We start from the raw sequence: 20,204 nt of genomic DNA on the forward strand, positions 1-20,204 counted from the left end.
TCAGGAAACCGGGGGGCAAATATGGCCGTTCAGGGAATTATTCGGGTCGCCATCAATGGCTATGGCGTTATTGGCAAACGGGTAGCTGACGCCGTTGCCGTACAGAAAGACATGGCCCTGGCCGGCGTGGCTGACATTGCCACGGACTGGCGGCCACGGGCCGCCCTGCACAAGGGATACTCGCTTTACGGCGCCACTTCGGAGCATGCCGCCAGCATGAGGGCCGCAGGGCTTGATGTCTCCGGCACGCTTGACGACCTGCTTGAGGCCGCGGACATCGTGGTGGACTGTACACCGAAACACCTGGCCAGCAAGAACATCGAAACCTACCGGCGGCTCGGTATCAGGTTCATCGTTCATGGCGGCGAGAAACATCAAAGCACGGGCCATTCATTCGTTGCCGAGGCCAACTACGCCAGCGCTGTCGGCCGTGACTGCACGCGCGTTGTATCGTGCAACACGACGTCGATCATTCGTACCCTGTCAGCGCTCAAACGCCACGGGCTGCTGGACCGGGCACGGGGAACCCTTCTGCGCCGGGCCACCGATCCCTGGGAGAGCCATCAGGGCGGGATCATGAATACCCTCGTGCCAGAGCCGGAGATTCCCAGTCACCAGGGCCCGGACGCCCAAAGTGTCGACCCGGACCTGGATGTGGTAACCATGGCGGTCAAGGTTCCGGAGACACTGGCCCACCTGCACTACTGGTCGGTACAACTGACACGTGATGCGAGCAGGGACGAAGTGCTCGACGCGTTTCGCACTTCCTCCCGCATCGCCCTTATCCGGATCAGTGACGGGCTCAGCGCGATCAACAGCGTCAAGGAGTTGATGGCCGACCTTGGCCGGCCTCACGACAGCCTGTATGAAGTCGCGCTTTGGGAAGACATGCTCAAGGTGCAGGGTAATGAGCTGTTCTATGCCTATATGGTCGACAACCAGGCGATTGTTGTTCCGGAAACCATCGATGCCATACGCGCACTTACCGGGGCCGAACACGATGCGGAAGCGTCGATCAGAAACACCAATGACAGCCTGGGTATCGGCTCTGTTGGCTTATAGATATGAACGGCAACCCCGGCGACGCCGCCTGTGAACCCGCGAGCGGGGCCGTGAAGGATGTGTTCAGGCTGTTCGGTGAGGGAGACCAACTCTATGCGGAGATGGCCCGCTCGATCCGTACCGCCAGCCAGCGTATCTTTCTCGCTTCGTATATCCTGGCGGCGGACGAGGTGGGGGCTGAGCTGCTCGATGAACTGATGAAGCAGTCCCGCCACGGCCTCGACGTGCGAATTCACGTTGACGCGCTGGGCTCAAGCGGCGTCCTTACGCGGCAGCACTGGCGCCAGCTCAGGGCCGCCGGCGTCCGCCTGCAGCGCTTTCACCGCTGGAGCTGGCGGCAACCGATGCGCTATAACCGTCGCGATCATCGTAAACTGCTGGTCATTGATGGTGAAACGGCGTATATCGGCGGGTTCAACATTCATCGCGAGGGTTCAAGGCGCTTTTACGGCCCCCAGCGGTGGCGCGACATGCATGTCTGCATCAACGGGCCCCTGGCCACAGAGGCTGACGCTCTGTTCAACGCCTTCTGGTGCGGTGACACGCAATGGAACCCAGGCAGTCACACAGTCGGCGACAGCCGGATCATTCCCAATACAACACGCACCTGTCGTGTCCAGTTGCGGTGTGCCATCAAAGAGCAACTGGCCGGAGCATCAGACAAAATCTGGCTGGCGACGCCCTATTTCGTTCCGGATCGTGGATTACGCAAACTACTTGTTCTCGCGGCCCGCCGGGGGGTCGATGTGCGGATTCTGACCACCGAAAAGACCGACTCGACCCCCGCACAATGGGCTGCCCGCGCCATTTACGGAGAACTGTTGGAACACGGCGTTCGCATATTCGAGTACACACCCCGGCTATTGCATTCCAAAGTACTGCTCGTTGACGATGCCTGGGGCAGCATAGGGACCGCGAACTTCGACTACAGAAGTTTGTTTATTAACTATGAACTGACGCTGATCTCCACAAACGAAGCCCTGAATGACCAGTTAAGAAACGAGTTCATAACTGACTTGCAGGATGCCAGTGAAATCACTGGCATCACCTGGAAACACCGCGGCTTCATAAAAGGTGTGTATGACACGCTTGGACTGTTGCTACGCAAGTGGCTTTGACGCGGGCCCACGCAGATCGGGGCTCAGCTTGCCGCCGCATGGATACCCTCCAGCCGCGTCCGTTTGAGCAGCATGGCATTCACCGCGACCAGGACCGAACTCCCCGACATGGCCAGCGCCGCCACTTCCGGGCTGATGACAAAGGGGTAGAACAGGCCAGCGGCCACCGGAAAGGCAATCACATTGTAGGCAACTGCCCAAAACAGATTCTGGTACATCTTCCGCAGCGTCGCCCGTGACAGCTCAATCGCCCCCACAACGTCGTAAGGGTCGCTTTTCATCAGCACCACGTCGGCACTTTCGATGGCAACGTCCGTGCCGGCGCCAATCGCGAAGCCTACGTCGGCCTGTGTCAGCGCCGGGGCGTCATTGACGCCGTCGCCGACCATGCCCACTCGCTTGCCCTGGCCTTGCAGCTCTTTTACCTTGTCTGCTTTTTGCCCCGGCAGGACATCGGCGAGAACGGTGGTGATGCCAAGGCTCGCCGCGATCCGGTCGGCGGTCGCCTTATTGTCCCCGGTCAGCATGGCAACCTCGACGCCTCGTTCACGCAACTTGGCTACCATTGCCGCAGCCGTCGGTCGCGGGGCATCCGCAATGGCGATCAGGCCAACCAACTGGCCCCCGTGCGCGATGTGCACGACCGTCTGCCCGGCCCCCTGGAGCCGCTGAGCCTCGGAATCCAGACCATTCATCGCAACCTGGCGTTCGTCCATCAGACGACGGTTGCCCAGAAGAACCTCCCGGCCCCCGATTTCGGCCTGCGCACCTTTGCCTTCGATGTTCTGGAAGCCGGACAATGTCTGCACCTCCAGATCTGCCGCACGCTTCGAAATCGCCTGCGCCAGCGGATGATCGGAGCCCTGTTCCACAGTGGCCGCCAGCGCGAGAACCTCATCAACCGTCACATCGGAAGCGGCAACCACCTCGACCACCTCGGGCTCGCCCATCGTCAGTGTCCCGGTCTTGTCAAAGACCACCATGTCGAGTTTGGTCGCCTCCTCCAGCGCGCCGGCGTTCTTGAACAGAATCCCGTTCATGGCGCCCAGGCCGGTACCCACCATGACCGCCATCGGCGTGGCAAGCCCGAGCGCGTCAGGACAGGCAATAACGAAGACCGTGATGGTCAGCGTCAGGGCGAAAAGCAGCGGCTGACCTATCCACCAGAACCAGGCCGCGAAGGTCGCAAGACCAATGACGACCGCGATCAGCACCAGCCATTGGGACGCCTTGTCGGCAAGCAGCTGCGCCGGGGCCTTGGAGTTCTGGGCTTCCTGCACAAGCTTGACGATCTGTGCGAGCGCCGTGTCGGCACCAACCTTGGTTGCGCGGTATTTGAAACTTCCGCTTTTGTTGATGGTCGCCCCGATCACCGCATCGCCGGGCTTCTTAGGCACTGGCATGGATTCGCCGGTCAGCATGGATTCATCAACCTGCGACTCACCTTCCAGGACTTCACCGTCAACGGGGATCTTGTTGCCGGGCCGGATGATGATGACATCATCCTTGAGGACATCCGAGGTGGGGACCTCAGTTTCGCGCCCGTCGCGCAGTACATTCGCCATGGGCGGAGCAAGATCCATCAGCGAGCGAATGGCATTTGAGGCCCCGGCGCGGGCACGCATCTCCAGCCAGTGACCGAGCAGGATAAAGACCAGAAGCACTGCCACCGCTTCATAGAACTGAACACTGGGAAAGAAGAAGGTCGCGCCGACGCTGAACAGATACCCCGTGCCCACGGACAGGACCACGAGCACGGCCATGTTGAGCACTCCGTTGCGAAGCGCTCGCCAGGCGGCGACGAAAAACGGCCAGCTCGGGTAGAGTACGGCGGCGCTCGCCAGGAAAAACAGCCACAGATCCAGGCGGAGGCCAAATGGCGGCGCCGGGGGTATGAACACCTCGCCCATGGGCGAATAGGCAAAGATGGGGATGCTGAAAATCAACGCAATCCAGAAGCGATTGCGCATATCGCGCGCCATGGCTTCCATGCTCATGCCGCCGCCATGGCCCATCTCATGGGCCGCGTGATCCACGGGCGGCGCTGCCTCGGCTTCGGCGCGGGTATTGTCCGCGCCCGGGTGATGATGACCGGCCGGTTTTGCGGCGGCACCAGACTTACCTTGCGAAGCCTCCGGCGCACAGACGCGCTTCGGCACCAGCTCGCCGCCGCAGTGATAGCCGCACTCGACGACTTTCGCCTTGATCGCCTCAAGGTCGGTACGCGTTTCGTCATAGACCACGGTGGCACTGCCCGCGACGTAATTCACTTCAACCTTGCTCACACCCGGCAGCCGGGAGAGCTGTTTTTCAACGCCCCTCGCGCTCAATGTGGAGATCAGGCCAGCTACCTCGATAACCTTGACTGTCATAAATCAATCCTTTTGATTTTGATATGAGACAACATAGACCATAAACCAGAAAACCAGACGCAAAAAAAAGATATCCGTTACAGCTGTTTTGGGGCCGGGTGATCCGGGGCAAGCCGCGGGCGTGTAACGAACAGGCCGACTTGCCGTCATAGTATATAGTTTACTGATGTGATTACTCGAACAGCGAAGTGCCGGTACGCCGGCTTCGCTAGCACAACCCGGAATCAAATGATCCGGAGAAGTGATCATTTCAACGACACAAAGGTCGCAGCAACGAGAAAACACGATGTGGATAAAACTGCTTTCGATTTTTCTGAAGCGTCTGATCAGGCAGGGGAGCCTGGTTGTCGTCTATCCTGACGGACGATCAATACAATACGGTGACGGGTCGACACCCTCCGCCACCATGCGTTTTCACGCGCACTCCCTGCCACGCAAACTCCTGATCAATCCCGAGCTCACACTGGGCGAGGCCTATATGGACGGTACACTCACGGTCGACCAGGATGACCTCTATGGTCTGATTGAGTTGCTGGTCATCAACCTGAAGCGCCAGTCCGATGCATGGCACCTTCGCTGGCAGGCAAACCTCCGTCAGCTTCATCGCAGACTGGCGCAGTTCAACCCGGCCGGGCGGGCTCAGCGCAACGTGGCACACCATTACGACCTGTCCGGCACGCTGTATGACCTGTTTCTGGACCCCGACCGCCAATACTCCTGCGCCTATTTTCGCGAACCGGGCGACACCCTGGAAACCGCCCAAAGAAACAAGAAATCCCTGATCGCCAGCAAACTCCTCCTGGCGCCGGAACAACGGGTTCTCGACATCGGCTGCGGATGGGGCGGGCTTGGGCTTCACCTTGCCCGTGACTATGGTGCCCGGGTCACCGGGGTAACCCTGTCGCAGGAGCAACACAGGATCGCCGAAGAACGTGCTCGCGCCGAGGGTCTTGGCGACCAGGCCCGGTTCCGGCTGCAAGACTACCGCGACATCGACGGCACTTTTGACCGGATCGTGTCGGTGGGCATGTTTGAGCATGTCGGAGTGCCACACTACAAGGAGTTCTTCGCCACCCTGCGAGACCGGCTCAAAGACGATGGTGTGGCACTGCTGCACACAATTGGCCGGGCCGACGGACCAGGATCAACCAACCCCTGGATCACCAAATACATATTTCCCGGTGGCTACAGCCCGGCCCTGTCGGAAATCCTTGCCGTCGTCGAGCAATCCGGTCTCTATGTCACCGATGTCGAGGTGTGGCGGCTTCATTACGCCGAGACTCTGAAGGAATGGCGCAATCGGTTCGAGGCCAGCCTGGACCGGGTACGGTCGATCTATGACGAGCGGTTCTGCCGCATGTGGCGGTTCTACCTGGTTGCCAGCGAAGTGGCATTCCGGCACGACGGTCTTGTCGTCTTTCAGATCCAGCTTGCCAAAAAACAGGACGCGGTGCCGCTCACGCGGGATTACCTGGCCAGCCGGGACAGACTGGGCGAACCGGCCACCAGGGACGGAGAGAAGATCACTGATCGCGAGGTATGGAACGCCAAGTGATGGTTTTCATTCGGCCGGAGGAGTCAATAAAAAACAGGCCCGACTCAATGTTATTCGTCATGTGATGTCACTGGTGGACTGTCCGGAAAAAGATGGACTGGCCCCGCCCGGCAAGAGCTCAACCGGCACTTCGGCATCAACACCTAACCTTTTCAGAACCCATAGCGCACCCCCAGATACAGGTTATTGTTGTCCTGAAACTGACCGAAGAAGGTTTCCTCCCGGGCGCCGAAAAACAGGTTCCCGCCGGCTTCAACAGAGAGATGATCATCAACCTGATAGCCCACCCGGGGGCGCAGGTACGCGTCCCGGTCCGAGGGCGAGTAGAACAGGAACAACGACCACTCCAGATTCTGGCTGTGTGTCAGCCATGTCAGCCGCTGGGTGAGGACGTGGCGATTCTCGTCCCGCACCGGGGCACCAGGGGGCAAGGCCCGCCGGTAGGCCTCAAACTCGCCCATGCGCTCAAGGTAGTATTGCAGGCCCAGGGTCAGGTTACGGGCAATTTCCTGCTCATAGCCGAGCAGCAGGCGCAGCTCGCTGTTGCGCACCGTGGGATCGTCGCCATCGCGGTCGGCGCGGGAATCGTAATAGCCCAGTTCGACGTTGCCGATGCCCGGCCCCACCGGCCCGCGCAGGCTGGCGCCGAGCACCGACAGCGGAGGAAACCTGGCCCGACCGCTGGCCGGATCAGCCCCGGCCGGGCTCTTCCAGAAGCCGTCGTAGCCGTAGAGCGCGACCTCGTAGGCGCCAAGGTTACGGTACAGCCGGGCGGCCCACTCGTCGTCTTCGAACGCGTCCGCCGGGCGGTCCGCCAGTACAACCGCATTGCGCCCGGTCAGCCGCCCTTGCCCTGTGTTGAAGAAAGAGAGACGGCGGCCGTCGATGAAGCGATCAGCGTCAAACCGGGGGGTGTAGACAAGGTCAAGATTGGCCCAGCTGGAAAAAGCCGAGACCTTCAGCGCGTCCGAGGGCGCCTTGAGGTACTCCACATCGCGGCCGATAAAAAACGAGACCCAGTCCTTGGGAAACAGATCGTTGATGAACACCAGGTCGCCGGTTCCCCAGGTTAGTATCTGGCGCCCCAGCTTGACATCGGTGTCCGCGCTCGGCGAAAACACCAGGCTGGCCTCGCGCAGGTCGAAGGCGCCCTCACCCGATTCCAGGTCCACCGACCGATCATCGTCCAGGTCGTCATAGAGAAAATCGCCGGTAAGGCGCAGCGTTGCTCCCTGGAAATACTTCTCCGCCTCAAGCTGCAACCGGGTCTCGGCGATGGAGAGATCGCGCTCGTAAGGATCATCGCCCAGCCGGGTTCCGCCCCGGGCTTCCCAGAAGCCACGCAGGCGAAATGGCAGCGCCGCCGCAGCCGGTCGGTCGGTGGTTTGTTCTGCCCCGGCCTCACCCCCGAGGCCTGCCGGCAGGGCCGGTTCCTCGGTATCGCTGGCTGGCGCGCCCAGCCCCTCCGGCAGCTCGGGCGCAGCCGCCCATAGCGCCCCGGGCGCCACACCGAGACCGATACCCGCCAGCAACATGCCCCAGAGCAGGCTTCTGGTGTTCATCCACGCCCTCCTGCCCTCAGTGCAGCCGAGGTCACCGCAGGTACTCCATCGGTGCCCGGCGCAGGTAACGCTCCGAGAAGACGTCTTCCGGCAGACCCAGGTCATAGTCAATGCCGCTGTAGGCCAGCTCCGTGGTGCCACCGTTGCGCAGGTTCTCCATCCTCGCCTTCGTGACCGTGGGGTAACCCTGCACCTTCTCCACCGCCAGCGCGGTGTAACGCCGGTAGAGGTTGCCACTGTCGTCGACATACTCGGTGCGAACCGGCAGGAAGGACTGCTTGTGGATATAGACATCGTAGTAGGCGAATTCAACCTCCCCGGGCCGCCTGGGTGTGTTGCGCACTACGTAGTAGTTGTCCGTGGTCTCGATCAGCTCGTGGCTGTCGTCATCAATACTGCGCCCCGAGATATCCTCGTAGAAGAAATCCGAGCCGACGAAGCTGGTGCGTTTGTCGGAAGCGGCAATTCGCTTAACCAGATCCAGCGCCGGCAGGTACAGCCAGCGGTCGTCGTCCCGGTCCTGGTGTTTCCACACCAGCAACGTCATCTGGCTCACATCCGCCGGTCGCCGGAAATAGACATAGTACTTCTGCTCGCCACGGTAGGCGCTCCCCTCAATGGCATCTGTCTCCGGGCCGTCCCGCCGCAAAATGGTAAGCTCGCGACTGCGGGTACGCCCCTGGCGGTCAGTGATGGTCATGGCGACCCTGGCGCGGCCATCACGCCCCTGGAAGTAGGAGACCATATTGGCACGGTTGACAATGCGCTCCACCGAGGGCGCAGCGCCGGCATCCTGGGCCAGGGCAATGGGCGCGATGCCCAGCGCCATCACCATCAGGGCCAGCTTTCGGAACAGGGTAACAAGCCAGTATCTACTCATTGCACGCCTTCCTCTTGGTTTTGCGGATTCGGGACGGCCCTGTGGGCGCCGGGAAACAGCCACCGTTGCAGCAGGGTTACCAATGCCGGCAGGATCAGCAGTGTGCTCAGGCCGGCGGTCAACAGAATGGCCGCGATAAACACCCCCACCGTCTGGTAGGGCACAAGCGGTGCCGCCAGCAGCGGCAGGAAACCAACGCCAAGCACGATGGCGTTGCGGGTTATTGCCCGTGCCGGCTCGCCGAACATCGGTGCCACCGAGCGACGCCAGGAGCCTGTCTCGGCCTGGATGGCGCGGGCGCGGGCCAGGAAGTGGATGGCGTAGTCCACGGCGAGCCCCAGACTCAGGGCGCTAAGCACGGCGACCGGCATATCGTAGTTCTTGCCGATGATACCGATCAGACCGTAGATGGCCCCGATGGTCACAGTCAGGGGAATCATGCACAACAGTCCCCAGAGCAAAGAGCGGAACAATAAGGCCATCAGCAGGAGCACGACCACGAAACTGCCGAACAGGGCCATGGCCATGCCGCTGACCATTTTGTCCTGCCAGACCACATTGATGTAGTTAAGACCAAACCAGCGTGCCTGGATCGACGCAGGCGGAGGGTTGGCCGCGATGAAGTCGTCGAGCGCCTGAACCACCCGGCTCATATCCCGGTTGTCGCCACTGGTAAGCTGAACCCAGATGCTGGCACGGCGGTAGTCGGGGGTAACGAAGTGCCAGAGATCCTGGGGGCGGTGGCCATTCTGGTAGGTGAGCAGGGTCTGCGCAACCGCCGCCGGACTGTCCGGAATGCGAAAGGCTCCGGCATCGCCGCCCAGCAGTTCGCGGTGAACGGTTTTGACCAGATCGGCGACGGAGTTGGACTTGCCGACCACGCCGGTCTCGCCCAGCCGCTGCTGCAACCTGGCGATGTAGCGCAGGACTTCGGGGCGTTTGAAGATCTGGTTGTCCTGGGCCGCGTTATCCCCCTCCGGAACCAGCGCCAGATAGGCCATGTAGGTGCCGCCGAAATGTTCGTTGAGCACCCGGTCTGCCACCCGGATGGGGTGCTCGGGCTCGAACCACTTGACCGGGTTATCGTTGATGCGGATCAGGCTGATGCCATAACCGGCGGCCACCACCACGACCATGGTAACCACCAGCACCGCCCTGGCGTGGCTGACCACGCCCTCGCCGAGGCGACGCAGCCAGCGCCCCATGACCGTATCCTGGTCCGGGTCCCCGGCGGCGTGACCGAAGCCGGTGAGCCGCCGCTCCGGCATCAGCATGATGTAAGCCGGAATGAAGGTCACCGTGCACAACCAGGCCAGGAACACACCAATCGCGATAAAGATGCCGAACACCTGAACGGGCGGGATCGGGGTGAGTGCCAGTGAGGCAAACCCCGCCATCGTCGTCAGGGTGGTGAACAGCATCGGTTTGAACAGTATCCCCATAACCTCCCGGATGGCCCGGTGGCGGTCACGATGCAGGGGATAGCGGTCGAAGAATTCCGAGAGGATATGCACCGCGTCCAGCACCGCAATGGGCATGATGAATACGGGGATCATCGAGCTCATGATGTGGACGGTGCTGCCGCTGATCACCAGCAGCGCCATGGTGCTCGCGGCCGCCACCATGGCCACGATCATCGCCGAGGTAATGAGCCGGACGTGGCGGAAGAACCACCACATCACCAGGAAGATGACCAGCATTGCCAGTGGCGCCGAGATCGCCATCTGATAGAACATCTGCACACCAAAGGTGTCCTCCGCCACGGGCAGCCCGGTGATGTAGACCTGATCGCCGGTATCCTTCCAGCCAGCGACTTTGTCAAGCAGGGCTTCGCGGACCCGGTAACTCATGTCCTTGCTGGTCAGCGGCAGGTAAAGGGCGACTGCCTTACCATCGGCGCTGACCAGGGTATTGTCGAACAGCGGAATGCGTTGCGCACGCTCAAGAATAGCGAGCGCCTGGTTGCGGGTATCCGGCGGCTCTGGCATGAGCCAGCTGAAACGAACCGAGCCGACCCCCTCTTGCTCAATGTTGTCGACCCGCGAGAGCGCGAGCATATCCTCCTCGACCACGCCCTCCTGCCGGCCCGGGTTGTCCGGATCGGGCCACCTGAGCGTACTGGCATACTCCGTCAGCTCATAGATGCGCCGCAGCGAGCCGACATTGAATACCCCGTCAGGGTTGCTTTCGTTGACCACACCCACCACGACCATGTCATAAAGCGAGAATTGCTCCTTCATGTCGTCGTGGAAAACGCGCACGGGTTCGTCGGAAGAGAGCATGTTCTCGGGGTCGGTATCGATGGTCAGCGGATTAAGCAGACCAAACCGCTCGGGCCAGACGCTTGGCAGCGCCGCCAGCGCCACCAGCGCCAGCGTGGCAACCACCATGGCCCAAACGGTCAGTCGAGGACGGTCAGTGGCGAACTCTAGCCAGGAACCCTCGGTCTTTTCAGCCATTGACAGCGCCTCCGCAAGTCAGTCGAAGGCGGCGCCGGGCTTCTTGCCCAGGGCCTTGAGGATCTTCGCCAGAGGGCAGAATCCGCTGAAGGCAGCCTGCAGCATGTTGGCGCCCACAAACGCGGTGAACCACAACCAGTAAGGTGAGTGGAGCTGGGAGAGAGCCAGACTTACAAGAATGAAAGATCCTGCGAAGGCGAGTACAAGGCGGTCGATAGACATATGCCCCTCCTGTTATAGTAGCGCGTTCCGGCACTTTCAGCAGATTGCGCACTGCGCTGGCTGCGCTGAAAGTACCCGTACATAATACCTGGCATGGCCACGTGCCGGGCCATGGAGGACCGGAGCCTGCCAGACGACGACGGGCAACACTTGACTACCTGGCCAAGAGCAGCCGATCATCTGAACCAAGCCTAACATATTCACGATTGCAGAGCTATGAATGTATGAATAAAAATCAGATGTCGGAAGCGGCGGATCAGGCCACCAATCTGCTAAAGGCCCTCTCCGGGCGGAGCCGGCTGATGATCCTCTGCCAACTGGTCGACGGAGAGCAGGCGGTGAGCGAACTTGCGGATGCACTGGAGATGCGCCAGGCGGCCGTCTCCCAGCAACTCGCCCTGCTGCGCAAGGACGGCCTGGTATCTGCGCGCCGCGAGGCGCGGACCATACACTACTCCCTGGCGGGAGAGGAGGCGCGCCGGATCATAGAAGTTCTGTATGAGCTGTTCTGCGATACCGACGCACTATAAAAAGCAAGCCTTTACCATGGCCGCAAGAGAAACTGATGATGCCGGCGAAGTGGTGTTCACCTACTCGAATCGACCCGGACCACACGGTCGCGCCCGATCTTTTGGACAATACCCTCGCTGCGCCACCCTTCATGAGCTTCGCGGCTGCTTTGCGAAGCAAGTTGTCAACCTGCTCAACTCGCTCTGGCTCAACGATAGGAAAGCCTGTCTGGCACTTGATACTCGTAGTCTACTCCCGGACATGGCACCACAGGATCCATCGGTCAATTTGACCGCCAGGGTATCGCGCCTCAAAGCCTATCTAGGGTTATCTGCGGGGGCTACGGGGATAGTAGTAACCAGGATCGCAAGAACGCAGCGCGACTGAACTGCGCACCCGGGGATTCTCAGGAGGGTATGGGCGGGTAGGCGGGCAGGGGCCCGCTTCCCCGACTCACGAACAATCAGGGCAACACGGGCATGTACCAGCCCCGTGTTGCCCCGACTTCAACTGCTATTTGCCTGAGAAGGCCTGGCGCATGTATTGGACGATGGCCTCGGCCTGCTCCATGGTCAGTGAACTGATGCCGCCCTTGGCGGGCATCGCCATGGACGAGCCGGGGCTCTTGAACCCCTCCATGATGTGAGTAGCCAGTACGTCATCACCCTTGGACAGCCGGCCATCGCTCTTGGTGAAGTCCGGAACGCCGGGCAGCTTGCCTTTCCCGTCTGCGCCATGGCAGGCGACGCACGTGGTGTTATACAGTTTTTCGCCGGCTTCCACCTGGTCAGACGAAGCCGCGGCTCCGGCTGGGTACGCAAGTATCCCGGCGGCCAGGCTGGCGATCAGAAAAGATGACCTTTTCATTTATTCCCCCCCCTTGCTATCTGCGGGATCATTGCTCTTCTGGAGAAAGGCTAGTATGTCCCGCACCTCCTGCCCGGTCAAGCCCGCCCTGATGCGCATGTGAATCATGGTTGGCTCCCAGACATCGTCGCGGAACTCGGCCGGGTCGCGCATGTTATGGCACCGTGCGCAGTTGTCGGCCCATGACTGGGCGCCCCGGATGAATGCCATGGGATCGTCTGCGTCCTGAGCCGCTGCCGAGCCTGCGCCACCGACAACAAGCGCGGCGACTAATACAGCGTTACTGATGAGGTTCCGGTTCAATAATTTCATGCTAATACCCTCTTAAAATCCGTAAGCCAACTGAACGTTGAAGCGCTCGTCATCGTCAATAGCGTTGTCATCGTAGTCATCCACGGTGTACGCCGCCTTGATGATAACATTGTTTGCGAACAGGTAATTCACCCCCGCGGACCACTGGGAGCGGTTTGTATCGGCATCCGGGGTGTCCAGGTCACCCAAGCGGACAACGCCTTCCCACTTGGTATCCGGCACCCGGTACGCCGCCTGCGCATACCAGGCTGTGTATTCGAGCTCTTCAGCCGCCACACCATCGAAGATCGTGCTGTTGGCTTCGCTTCCCACGGTCTGCTGTATGAATTCACCACGCAGTTGCAGGGTGGCAATGTTGTAAACGGCGTCCGCACCCAGAACGGTGTAATCACGGTCCGGCTCTCCCACGGCCAGCTCAGACACCTCGTGCCCCTGGCCCACTCCGATCTTGCCAAACGCGCCGGACAGCCCCAGCTCCAGCGCCGGCACCGGCAGGAAGCCCACCCGGCCACCGTACACAAAATTGCCATCGGCGTTGGATGCGGCAGCCTCGGTTTCCAATTCAACTTCCGCTTCTTCGTTGGGATCATCCTGATCAACTAGAAGTGTCGGACCGTTCGAGGTGAACAGGGCATAGTTGGCGCGCATCGACCCGCTCAGGGGAAAACCGCCTCGCAACTGAACGCCCAGGTCGGCAAGCGGCGCCGCGCCTCCGTGGCCAAAGCCCACGGGTGCGGTCGGCAGCTTGTTGATCCAGGCTGGGTGAACATTCTGGCGGAACTGGCCAATGGGGCTCAGAAACTTACCCGCGACCAGCGCCATGTAATCGTTCAGGATGAGATCAATGGTCGCGTATTCCGCTGCGATTTCGGTTTCACCATCGGCATTCGTCTCGATTTCAAGCTCGCCTTCAAACAGCACCCTGTCGGAAAACTGAAAATGAAAGATCGGCGCAAATCGCGCTGCTGTAAAACCGTCCTCTTGCCTGTCGGAGCCACCCACGAAATCAATGTTGCTGTACCCGGACATATGCAGCTTGGACAGCGTATCGAGGTTGTTGCTCTTTACATCCTCCCGCAGGGCCGCCATCTGCGACTCAAGGTTAGCAATTTTTGATTCGGTGTCTTCGTTTGCGATCGCGGCCCCGCTTGCGAATACGGAGGCTGCCAGCGACAGCTTAATAAAATGGAGTTTTTTCATAGGTGCACCCTTCTGGGTTAGATGAAGAGACGTATATAGCTGTTCCGGAAAAAGGCTTTCGAAAAGCTACTGATCCAAAACATGAACAATTAGACACCTTGAAACTGAAACGAAACTGAATTTTTCGGCCTGGCCGCCCCGACCTTGATTCACGTCAGTTTTTATTCCCGCCTGGCGGCAAAAGCCCCGGGCCCCGGGCCCCTGCCTCCGCGGCGACAAAGACTTGATAATTGTCACGCTGCACTATCCGAACCCCAGGCCCTGCTTCCAGACCGCAATCGACCAATACACGTGTCTGGCCGGTTTCAACCTGGAGCCGGTCGCGGTCTCCGTTCCACCCGGGAATGTGATGTTCATCTGCGCTCATCCTCCGCCTGATTGAGAAAATGCCGGATCGGTGCCCGGAAATCAGAGCGCTGCTTCAGTGGATGATCAGAGGTCGTCCATTCGTCCGACCTGACGGGCCAGTCGCATCGATTCGTTCTGTTCCATGGTTAACAAAGCCTGGAACAGTTCCCTTGCCTCGGGAATCTCCGCCCGGTCCGCCATGGCTTTATAGAGGTCGGCGATCTGATCATGAAAGTCGAATACCTCCCGGCAAATACCCTGGAAATCAAGCTTTGCGTACGGCTCATCACAGGTACGGTGAGTTTTGACGGGATTATGCGAAAGGTAATCAAAGACTCTTGTTTCTAGCGCCCTGGAATCCCCCTGACGTTCAAACTCGCTCACGATCCGCTCCATTTCGGACTCATGGGCCGCCAGATAGTCCAGCAGTGCCCGGGCCCGCTCCTCTTCATTTTTTGTCGCACAGTGGGACAGACAACTCGCCAGGTGTGAGTGCAGATCCCGCGTCCAGTCAATCAATTCACCAAAGGTTCTGATATGCATTTCGTTGTCCCCGCTTTGTTTGGGTTGATGGCTTTGTTTGGGTTGATGATTGCCAGCCCGGTATAAGGTTCCCTGTTCGAAGTAAAACCCTGCAATCTGAACTCACCCTGAAAACCAGCAAAAGAAAGTAAAATTCCGGCCCTGGCACTGGTTAATATGATTTGCATCAATCCCATACCACACCGGGGGCGGCAACTCATACTGCGCTGAACCGAAACTGAACAATCGCCACTAACTGATCCGGATCTGACAGGAGTCAAGTCTGGATCATTTCATGGACACTCAATACCTTACTGCTTGACATGTGAGTGGCTCAGAGGTTTTATGATCCGATGCGGCTTCATCGCCGGGCCACAGGGCCGGGCAGACCGGATATCCATTCATATTCACCGGCAGTGCCGGCGGCGCCTGGCCACCCCCGGGGCTGGCTGTCAGGAGATCAGCATGAGAAAATCACTTGTCGCAGGCTTGCTCTCGCGTGCCATCGCTTCCATAAAACGATACGAGGTCTGACTATGCCCGACCTGGCAAGCTGGGGAATCCTGGCCGCGTTCCTGGGCGGACTGGTGTCTTTCTTCTCGCCATGTACATTACCCCTTGTGCCCGGCTACCTGTCCGTTGTTACCGGCGGCGCCGTTAGTGAGGCATCAAACCGCCTGAAAGCCTTGTGGCTGAGCTGCTGTTTTGTCCTCGGGTTCAGCGTGGTTTTCGTGGCGCTGGGCGCAAGCGCCAGTCTTCTGGGGCAATGGCTGATGGCCTACCGGCAGGAAGCCAATCTGGTGGCGGGCCTGCTGATCGTGCTGATGGGCCTGTTCATGCTGGGCTGGTGGAGCATGCCGGCAATGCAACGGGACTGGCGCCTGGGGCAAACGCTCGAGGGAGGACGCCCCACAGCGGCCTTTTTGCTGGGCATCGCCTTTGCCGTCGGCTGGACGCCCTGCATCGGCCCGATACTCGGAGCCATACTGGCGCTCAGTTCCACCCACGCCAACGCAGAAACGGGCATGTTGTACCTAGCGGTGTATTCGCTCGGCCTGGCACTCCCGTTTCTCGGAACCGCGCTGTTCATCGAGCATTTTCGCAAGCGAGTGCGCGGATTCAGCCGCTGGAGCAGGCCGCTAAGGGCACTGGCGGGCCTGGTGCTGATCATCATGGGCATAATGGTGCTGACCGGCCAGATGACCTGGTTCGCCACCTGGATGCTGTCGACCTTTCCCGTGTTGGGAAGGCTTGGCTAGTGTCCCAGGTCGGCTGGAAGCCGGTAGAGCCTTGTTGCGCCTTCCCCGGCCTTACTATCTCCACCTCGGCTTCCTACCGAGAAAAAGAACAGCCCACCGCTCCCATAGGCCGGCTTCGCCGAGCGGGGTATGGATACCCGGGATCTTCCCAGAACCGATGGCGAGCCCGGGTTTGCGTCCAGCCAGTCGATAGCGACGACATCCCTGGGACCTGCGGCCTCCGCAGGGCTCGGGCGCTGCGCGATACCCACCATGGGGCGCGAAATCCTATCCGCCCCTCCGGTGCCGCCGACAAACGGGTTACCCAGGGACAGGGTTCTTGTCGGACTGAAAATCAGTTCCGGGTTTACCTCAAACCGGATTTCCGAGCTGACAAGAGGGTCCATATCGTAGCTGAACTGCAATTCCGGGCCATTACCGGAATACACAGAGGCTTTACCGTCAAACGCACTTACAAAAGCCAGATCGCCGCTGTCTGTCTTGCCCAGAACCCGGGAGCCCAACACCCTGAAACCCGGCGTCAGGGCGCTGAATGTGTCATTGGCGCTTTCCGCCATCTTCTCTTGCCCCGGCATAACCGTGTAAATCTTTGACCCGAAGCCGTGCTCTGCCGTATAGGACTGCCCCAGAATGGTGTCACTCCGCCCATCCAGGTCGGTATCATGCACGCCCATCATCAATGGCGAAAACCCGACCAACATGGCTCGGTCCCCGTCAAGCCTGACAACAGAACCTGACACCCGGTAATCATCCCATTGGTTGACCAGCAGATAAAGCTCACCGGCACGGCTATACCAGTCCATGTAAATGATTCTCTCGCCACGCGGAATATCAACCTCGGCGATTTCGCTTACAGAGCCATCGGAGCGCCCCGAAAAAAACCTGATTGTCTGCTTGCCTTCCAGTGCCACGACATAACGCCCCGGGATTTCATGGACCGCAATCGAACCTGCCCGGCCCGGCAACTCAAGAGCAAGCTCGGCCTCCGCCTCTCCCGCAACACGAAAACTCTCTTCCTTTGAGTATGAAGCTGCGCCGATATCAATCATCCCGACCAGCCAGGTTTGGTCATAGGTGACAACTACCCTGCCCTTGCTTATTAACTCGAACGTCAGAGAGGGCTCTGCCTTGCTTTCCTCATTTTCCCAGACCAGGCGTGGAAACATGGATTTCAGTTCTTCTGCCACGGGCCCGCTTTTTTCGGTTGTACTTTTAATTACGGCCGGCAAAGGGCCAAACCTCTCCACAACGGCATTTACACCAGGCATGGGCCCGGACAGCAGCTTGCCAACGAATTCTTCCGGATTAATCCGTAAAATACCGATTACGGACCGGCGGTCACCGACCAAACTGGCATCGCCGTTCTGAACGGGTTTTGCCGTAACGAAAACATCCCCCACCCCCGCGACACTATTGTGCCGGTCTATGTAAACCAGACCTTCGTCCTTGTCGATCCGGCTGATCGCGGAAACAAAAGGATCGAAGCGCTCAGCTGCGAAACAGAGCTGTCCGGTTATTGTAAAAACAATTAAAACGACAAAACGAAAGATCCGGACGGTGGCACAGCTGATTACATTCGTCATACAGAGGCTCTTCGAAAGGAATAAGGTGCGAAGCGTCGGCTTCGCACCTTCTGGTCAGTTAAAACTTATACCGGACGCGGCCGGCAACATGCACAATGTCCTTATCACTCTGGCCGTTTTGAAGCGCGCCTTCCTCAAGTGCATCCACTGCATCTCCCGCAAGCAGATAAGCCGCTTCCGCCGCAATTTCCAGGGACGGATACGGAAGATAGCTCACCCGTCCACCGAACTCCAGGCCCAGATCTTTTGATGAACTCCCGTCAGCCAGCGTAATGGCTTCCGCCAGCCGGTTGTACACCAGCATTCCACTGAGCTTCAGGTTAGGCCGGACCTTGTGATCGAGCTGGATCTTATTCAGGAAATAGCCCTTATCCAGGATATAAGGCGTCTCGGCGAAATAATCATCGTCCGTGAAATTTTCCTGGAAAATCATGCTGTCCGTCAGATCGACGTCCGTGGAGATGAACGCATCGAAATTGGAATCCTGCTCATTGCTGTCCCCTGATGCATACACCATTGTGTAGGTGACGGTATTGGGACCGAACTGCAGGCCAAGCTCGCCACGGCCCAGAAAGGTGGACAGGTCATAGCTGGTGTTCGGATTCACAGCCCCGTTTATAGGGTTGAAGTTAACACCTTCTATCGTTCCCGTCTGGGCGATGGCGGTACCCTTGAGGAAAAGCCGGCCTGCCGACGTCTCCCTGTTGTAGTCGAAGGTCGCACCCAGGTTTGACACCGAGTATTCCGAGTTATCAGCAATCAGCTTCAGCTCGTAGTTCCTGCTATTGATTTCGCCGACCCCCTCTGCAACCTGATTGTTCATCTGATACAGATAAAAAATTCCGGCGTTCAGGTTGGGCGAAAAGTGCTTATCCAGGTTCAGCGCAAAGTTATCAGCGCCATCCCAGCCCTCGTCTTCCGGGGAGTCGTTGGCGCCCTCGTTGGTGGAGTCACCACGCCCCCACAGAAGCTGATAGTCAATACCAGACTGAAGCTTCCCGGTCAGCACCACAGCGGTTGCGGTCTCATTCCAGACATTGGCGTTGACCGAAACCGGCTGCAACCCGATTTTCAGACGCTGATCAACGGTATCGGGCAAAGCGAAGTCGACGTAAGCCCAGCGAGTCTCGACATTTACACCGTCACCGGAAAAGTCGCCACCTGAACCCTCGCCGAAGCGAATGCCGCCGATTTCGGTTGCGTACACGCCCTTGACCATTCCATCGTCAGAGGCGGCGGTGAACCAGAACCGGTATTTCATTTCACCATAAGTCTCGGTGGGATCGCTGTCTTTCAGCGTACCGCCACCCGAGTTTCCTGTTCTGAACCAATCCCTCTGATTGGTGTAGGCCTGAAACCGGTTGTTCATGTCGCCATGAAAATCAAATTCGGCCGCCATGACAGGGTTTGGAGCATACACTGCGGCTGCTCCGAGAATCGCCAGGTAAAGCGGGCTGCGCTTAAGTTTCAGTTGCTTCATTGTGATCCCTATTATTAGTCGTCTTATTAGTCGTCAGAAGAGCTCAGCAAACGGACCTGATGGTCGGTCATTCCGCCGTGTCGCATACAGCAGGGCAACCAACCTCCTGATTGCAGGCAGGCCGCAACCAATGAAACCTGAAACGAAGCTGAAAATCCAGAGGGCTTACGACTTATGTCTTAGGCAGGACTGGTAACATGTCGGAAACAAAGGAGTTAAGGCCGTTTTTGGTGACCGCCTGGACGGTCACCTTTACAACAGATCGAATATCAGCGCGAAGGATAAGGGCTTGATGACCTCAATGGCCGGATTTCTCCGCCCCTTTCGATTTCATCGGCTGATCCTTCATCGACCCCTCCATTTCCTTCATCATTCCCATGCAGCCCTTCATGTCTCCATGCATCATCTGCATGTTTTCCTGCATGGCTTTCATATGGTCCTGCATCAGTTCCTGGCGCTTGGCAGGGTCCTCCTCCTGTTTGATCCGGCTCATCAGCGCCTGCATTTCTTCCATATTCTGCTGCATCGCCGCTGCGCTCTTCTGGTCCTGCTCATGATGCTTTGCATTGCGATGCTGATCGTGATCCGCCGCCAGGGCCGGCATGGAAAGCAGACCGGCAATGACAGTAGCAACAAGTGTCAGTCGTTTCATGGTGTTCTCCGTCCGTCGAGTAATTGGGAACTGCGATTGCGTCAGCAGGTGTCCCCCGCTGACCGGGCCAGATTCTGACCGTCTGCCTATAAGATAGTACAAGCTTCGGTCAAGGTGAAGCCAGCCAATACCAGGAGGGATCGGCCGGCTCGCCGGAACACTGCCAGGGGCCGGACCCCGTGCCCACGGCCGCGCCAGGCGGTTCAGTCTCGTTTCAGCTACAGTGTGTAGGATAAAAACG

The 20,204-nt window shown here is 59.1% G+C and carries 17 protein-coding genes; 5 read left to right on the forward strand and 12 right to left on the reverse strand.

What is annotated here, in order from left to right:
* The first annotated feature begins 21 nt into the window (after window positions 1-21).
* The gene (locus tag D0851_RS08505; RefSeq protein WP_117618254.1) at window positions 22-1,062 is read left to right on the forward strand and encodes a type II glyceraldehyde-3-phosphate dehydrogenase; all 1,041 of its coding nucleotides are present in this window, start codon (window positions 22-24) and stop codon (window positions 1,060-1,062) included.
* Window positions 1,063-1,064: 2 nt separating this feature from the next.
* A complete protein-coding gene (locus D0851_RS08510) occupies window positions 1,065-2,180 on the forward strand; it encodes a phospholipase D-like domain-containing protein (RefSeq protein WP_117618255.1) in 1,116 nt (371 codons plus the stop codon).
* 23 nt (window positions 2,181-2,203) lie between these two features.
* Here D0851_RS08510 and D0851_RS08515 read toward each other — a convergent pair whose 3' ends face one another.
* On the reverse strand, window positions 2,204-4,552 hold the full coding sequence (locus tag D0851_RS08515; RefSeq protein ID WP_117618256.1) for a heavy metal translocating P-type ATPase: 2,349 nt from the start codon (window positions 4,550-4,552) through the stop codon (window positions 2,204-2,206).
* A gap of 286 nt (window positions 4,553-4,838) precedes the next feature.
* Here D0851_RS08515 and D0851_RS08520 point away from each other — a divergent pair, with 286 nt between their 5' ends.
* Window positions 4,839-6,107 carry an SAM-dependent methyltransferase gene (locus D0851_RS08520; protein WP_117618257.1) on the forward strand — a complete coding sequence of 423 codons (1,269 nt, stop codon included), beginning with the start codon at window positions 4,839-4,841 and terminating at the stop codon, window positions 6,105-6,107.
* A gap of 152 nt (window positions 6,108-6,259) precedes the next feature.
* Here the strand turns inward: D0851_RS08520 and D0851_RS08525 are convergent, their stop codons facing one another.
* From D0851_RS08525 to D0851_RS08540, 4 genes are read right to left on the reverse strand one after another with little or no spacing between them, the layout of a single operon-like run.
* On the reverse strand, window positions 6,260-7,669 hold the full coding sequence (locus D0851_RS08525) for a hypothetical protein (RefSeq protein WP_117618258.1): 1,410 nt from the start codon (window positions 7,667-7,669) through the stop codon (window positions 6,260-6,262).
* Between the two features lie 31 nt (window positions 7,670-7,700).
* Window positions 7,701-8,549, reverse strand: coding sequence for an outer membrane lipoprotein-sorting protein (locus D0851_RS08530; RefSeq protein WP_117618259.1), 849 nt, complete (start codon window positions 8,547-8,549; stop codon window positions 7,701-7,703).
* Window positions 8,546-11,008 (reverse strand): efflux RND transporter permease subunit, encoded by a 2,463-nt coding sequence (locus D0851_RS08535; RefSeq protein ID WP_117618260.1) that lies wholly within the window; start codon window positions 11,006-11,008, stop codon window positions 8,546-8,548. The genes D0851_RS08530 and D0851_RS08535 overlap by 4 nt, the downstream gene beginning before the upstream one ends.
* Before the next feature lie 18 nt (window positions 11,009-11,026).
* Window positions 11,027-11,230 carry a DUF2892 domain-containing protein gene (locus D0851_RS08540; protein WP_053113999.1) on the reverse strand — a complete coding sequence of 68 codons (204 nt, stop codon included), beginning with the start codon at window positions 11,228-11,230 and terminating at the stop codon, window positions 11,027-11,029.
* 224 nt (window positions 11,231-11,454) lie between these two features.
* Here D0851_RS08540 and D0851_RS08545 point away from each other — a divergent pair, with 224 nt between their 5' ends.
* Window positions 11,455-11,760, forward strand: a complete 306-nt coding sequence (locus D0851_RS08545) for an ArsR/SmtB family transcription factor (RefSeq protein ID WP_117618261.1) — start codon at window positions 11,455-11,457, stop codon at window positions 11,758-11,760.
* 493 nt (window positions 11,761-12,253) lie between these two features.
* Here D0851_RS08545 and D0851_RS08550 read toward each other — a convergent pair whose 3' ends face one another.
* The 4 genes from D0851_RS08550 to D0851_RS08565 form a co-directional block, all read right to left on the reverse strand.
* On the reverse strand, window positions 12,254-12,607 hold the full coding sequence (locus D0851_RS08550) for a c-type cytochrome (RefSeq protein WP_117618262.1): 354 nt from the start codon (window positions 12,605-12,607) through the stop codon (window positions 12,254-12,256).
* The gene (locus D0851_RS08555; RefSeq protein ID WP_117618263.1) at window positions 12,608-12,919 is read right to left on the reverse strand and encodes a c-type cytochrome; all 312 of its coding nucleotides are present in this window, start codon (window positions 12,917-12,919) and stop codon (window positions 12,608-12,610) included.
* 12 nt (window positions 12,920-12,931) lie between these two features.
* Window positions 12,932-14,119: a porin gene (locus D0851_RS08560; RefSeq protein ID WP_117618264.1), complete on the reverse strand. Its 1,188-nt coding sequence runs from the start codon at window positions 14,117-14,119 to the stop codon at window positions 12,932-12,934.
* A gap of 432 nt (window positions 14,120-14,551) precedes the next feature.
* Window positions 14,552-15,010 (reverse strand): ATPase, encoded by a 459-nt coding sequence (locus tag D0851_RS08565; protein ID WP_117618265.1) that lies wholly within the window; start codon window positions 15,008-15,010, stop codon window positions 14,552-14,554.
* A gap of 515 nt (window positions 15,011-15,525) precedes the next feature.
* Here D0851_RS08565 and D0851_RS08570 point away from each other — a divergent pair.
* The gene (locus D0851_RS08570; protein ID WP_117618266.1) at window positions 15,526-16,248 is read left to right on the forward strand and encodes a cytochrome c biogenesis CcdA family protein; all 723 of its coding nucleotides are present in this window, start codon (window positions 15,526-15,528) and stop codon (window positions 16,246-16,248) included.
* Here the strand turns inward: D0851_RS08570 and D0851_RS08575 are convergent.
* The 3 genes from D0851_RS08575 to D0851_RS08585 form a co-directional block, all read right to left on the reverse strand.
* The gene (locus D0851_RS08575) at window positions 16,245-17,831 is read right to left on the reverse strand and encodes a hypothetical protein (protein WP_117618267.1); all 1,587 of its coding nucleotides are present in this window, start codon (window positions 17,829-17,831) and stop codon (window positions 16,245-16,247) included. The two genes, D0851_RS08570 and D0851_RS08575, sit on opposite strands and share 4 nt — an antisense overlap.
* A 58-nt stretch (window positions 17,832-17,889) precedes the next feature.
* Complete coding sequence (locus D0851_RS08580) at window positions 17,890-19,311, reverse strand: hypothetical protein (protein ID WP_227539493.1); 1,422 nt, start codon at window positions 19,309-19,311, stop codon at window positions 17,890-17,892.
* A 298-nt stretch (window positions 19,312-19,609) separates the two neighbouring features.
* Window positions 19,610-19,963 carry a hypothetical protein gene (locus D0851_RS08585; protein ID WP_117618268.1) on the reverse strand — a complete coding sequence of 118 codons (354 nt, stop codon included), beginning with the start codon at window positions 19,961-19,963 and terminating at the stop codon, window positions 19,610-19,612.
* Window positions 19,964-20,204 lie beyond the last annotated feature (241 nt).

Origin of the sequence: Marinobacter sp. Arc7-DN-1, from assembly GCF_003441595.1 — a bacterium.
In the GTDB taxonomy this organism is placed as follows: Bacteria; Pseudomonadota; Gammaproteobacteria; order Pseudomonadales; family Oleiphilaceae; genus Marinobacter; species Marinobacter metalliresistant.

Coding starts and splice junctions, on each gene's coding strand:
- D0851_RS08505 (WP_117618254.1), top strand. CDS start 22: ATGGCCGTTCAGGGAATTATTCGGGTCGCCATCAATGGCTATGGCGTT.
- D0851_RS08510 (WP_117618255.1), top strand. CDS start 1,065: ATGAACGGCAACCCCGGCGACGCCGCCTGTGAACCCGCGAGCGGGGCC.
- D0851_RS08515 (WP_117618256.1), bottom strand. CDS start 4,552: ATGACAGTCAAGGTTATCGAGGTAGCTGGCCTGATCTCCACATTGAGC.
- D0851_RS08520 (WP_117618257.1), top strand. CDS start 4,839: ATGTGGATAAAACTGCTTTCGATTTTTCTGAAGCGTCTGATCAGGCAG.
- D0851_RS08525 (WP_117618258.1), bottom strand. CDS start 7,669: ATGAACACCAGAAGCCTGCTCTGGGGCATGTTGCTGGCGGGTATCGGT.
- D0851_RS08530 (WP_117618259.1), bottom strand. CDS start 8,549: ATGAGTAGATACTGGCTTGTTACCCTGTTCCGAAAGCTGGCCCTGATG.
- D0851_RS08535 (WP_117618260.1), bottom strand. CDS start 11,008: ATGGCTGAAAAGACCGAGGGTTCCTGGCTAGAGTTCGCCACTGACCGT.
- D0851_RS08540 (WP_053113999.1), bottom strand. CDS start 11,230: ATGTCTATCGACCGCCTTGTACTCGCCTTCGCAGGATCTTTCATTCTT.
- D0851_RS08545 (WP_117618261.1), top strand. CDS start 11,455: ATGAATAAAAATCAGATGTCGGAAGCGGCGGATCAGGCCACCAATCTG.
- D0851_RS08550 (WP_117618262.1), bottom strand. CDS start 12,607: ATGAAAAGGTCATCTTTTCTGATCGCCAGCCTGGCCGCCGGGATACTT.
- D0851_RS08555 (WP_117618263.1), bottom strand. CDS start 12,919: ATGAAATTATTGAACCGGAACCTCATCAGTAACGCTGTATTAGTCGCC.
- D0851_RS08560 (WP_117618264.1), bottom strand. CDS start 14,119: ATGAAAAAACTCCATTTTATTAAGCTGTCGCTGGCAGCCTCCGTATTC.
- D0851_RS08565 (WP_117618265.1), bottom strand. CDS start 15,010: ATGCATATCAGAACCTTTGGTGAATTGATTGACTGGACGCGGGATCTG.
- D0851_RS08570 (WP_117618266.1), top strand. CDS start 15,526: ATGCCCGACCTGGCAAGCTGGGGAATCCTGGCCGCGTTCCTGGGCGGA.
- D0851_RS08575 (WP_117618267.1), bottom strand. CDS start 17,831: ATGACGAATGTAATCAGCTGTGCCACCGTCCGGATCTTTCGTTTTGTC.
- D0851_RS08580 (WP_227539493.1), bottom strand. CDS start 19,311: ATGAAGCAACTGAAACTTAAGCGCAGCCCGCTTTACCTGGCGATTCTC.
- D0851_RS08585 (WP_117618268.1), bottom strand. CDS start 19,963: ATGAAACGACTGACACTTGTTGCTACTGTCATTGCCGGTCTGCTTTCC.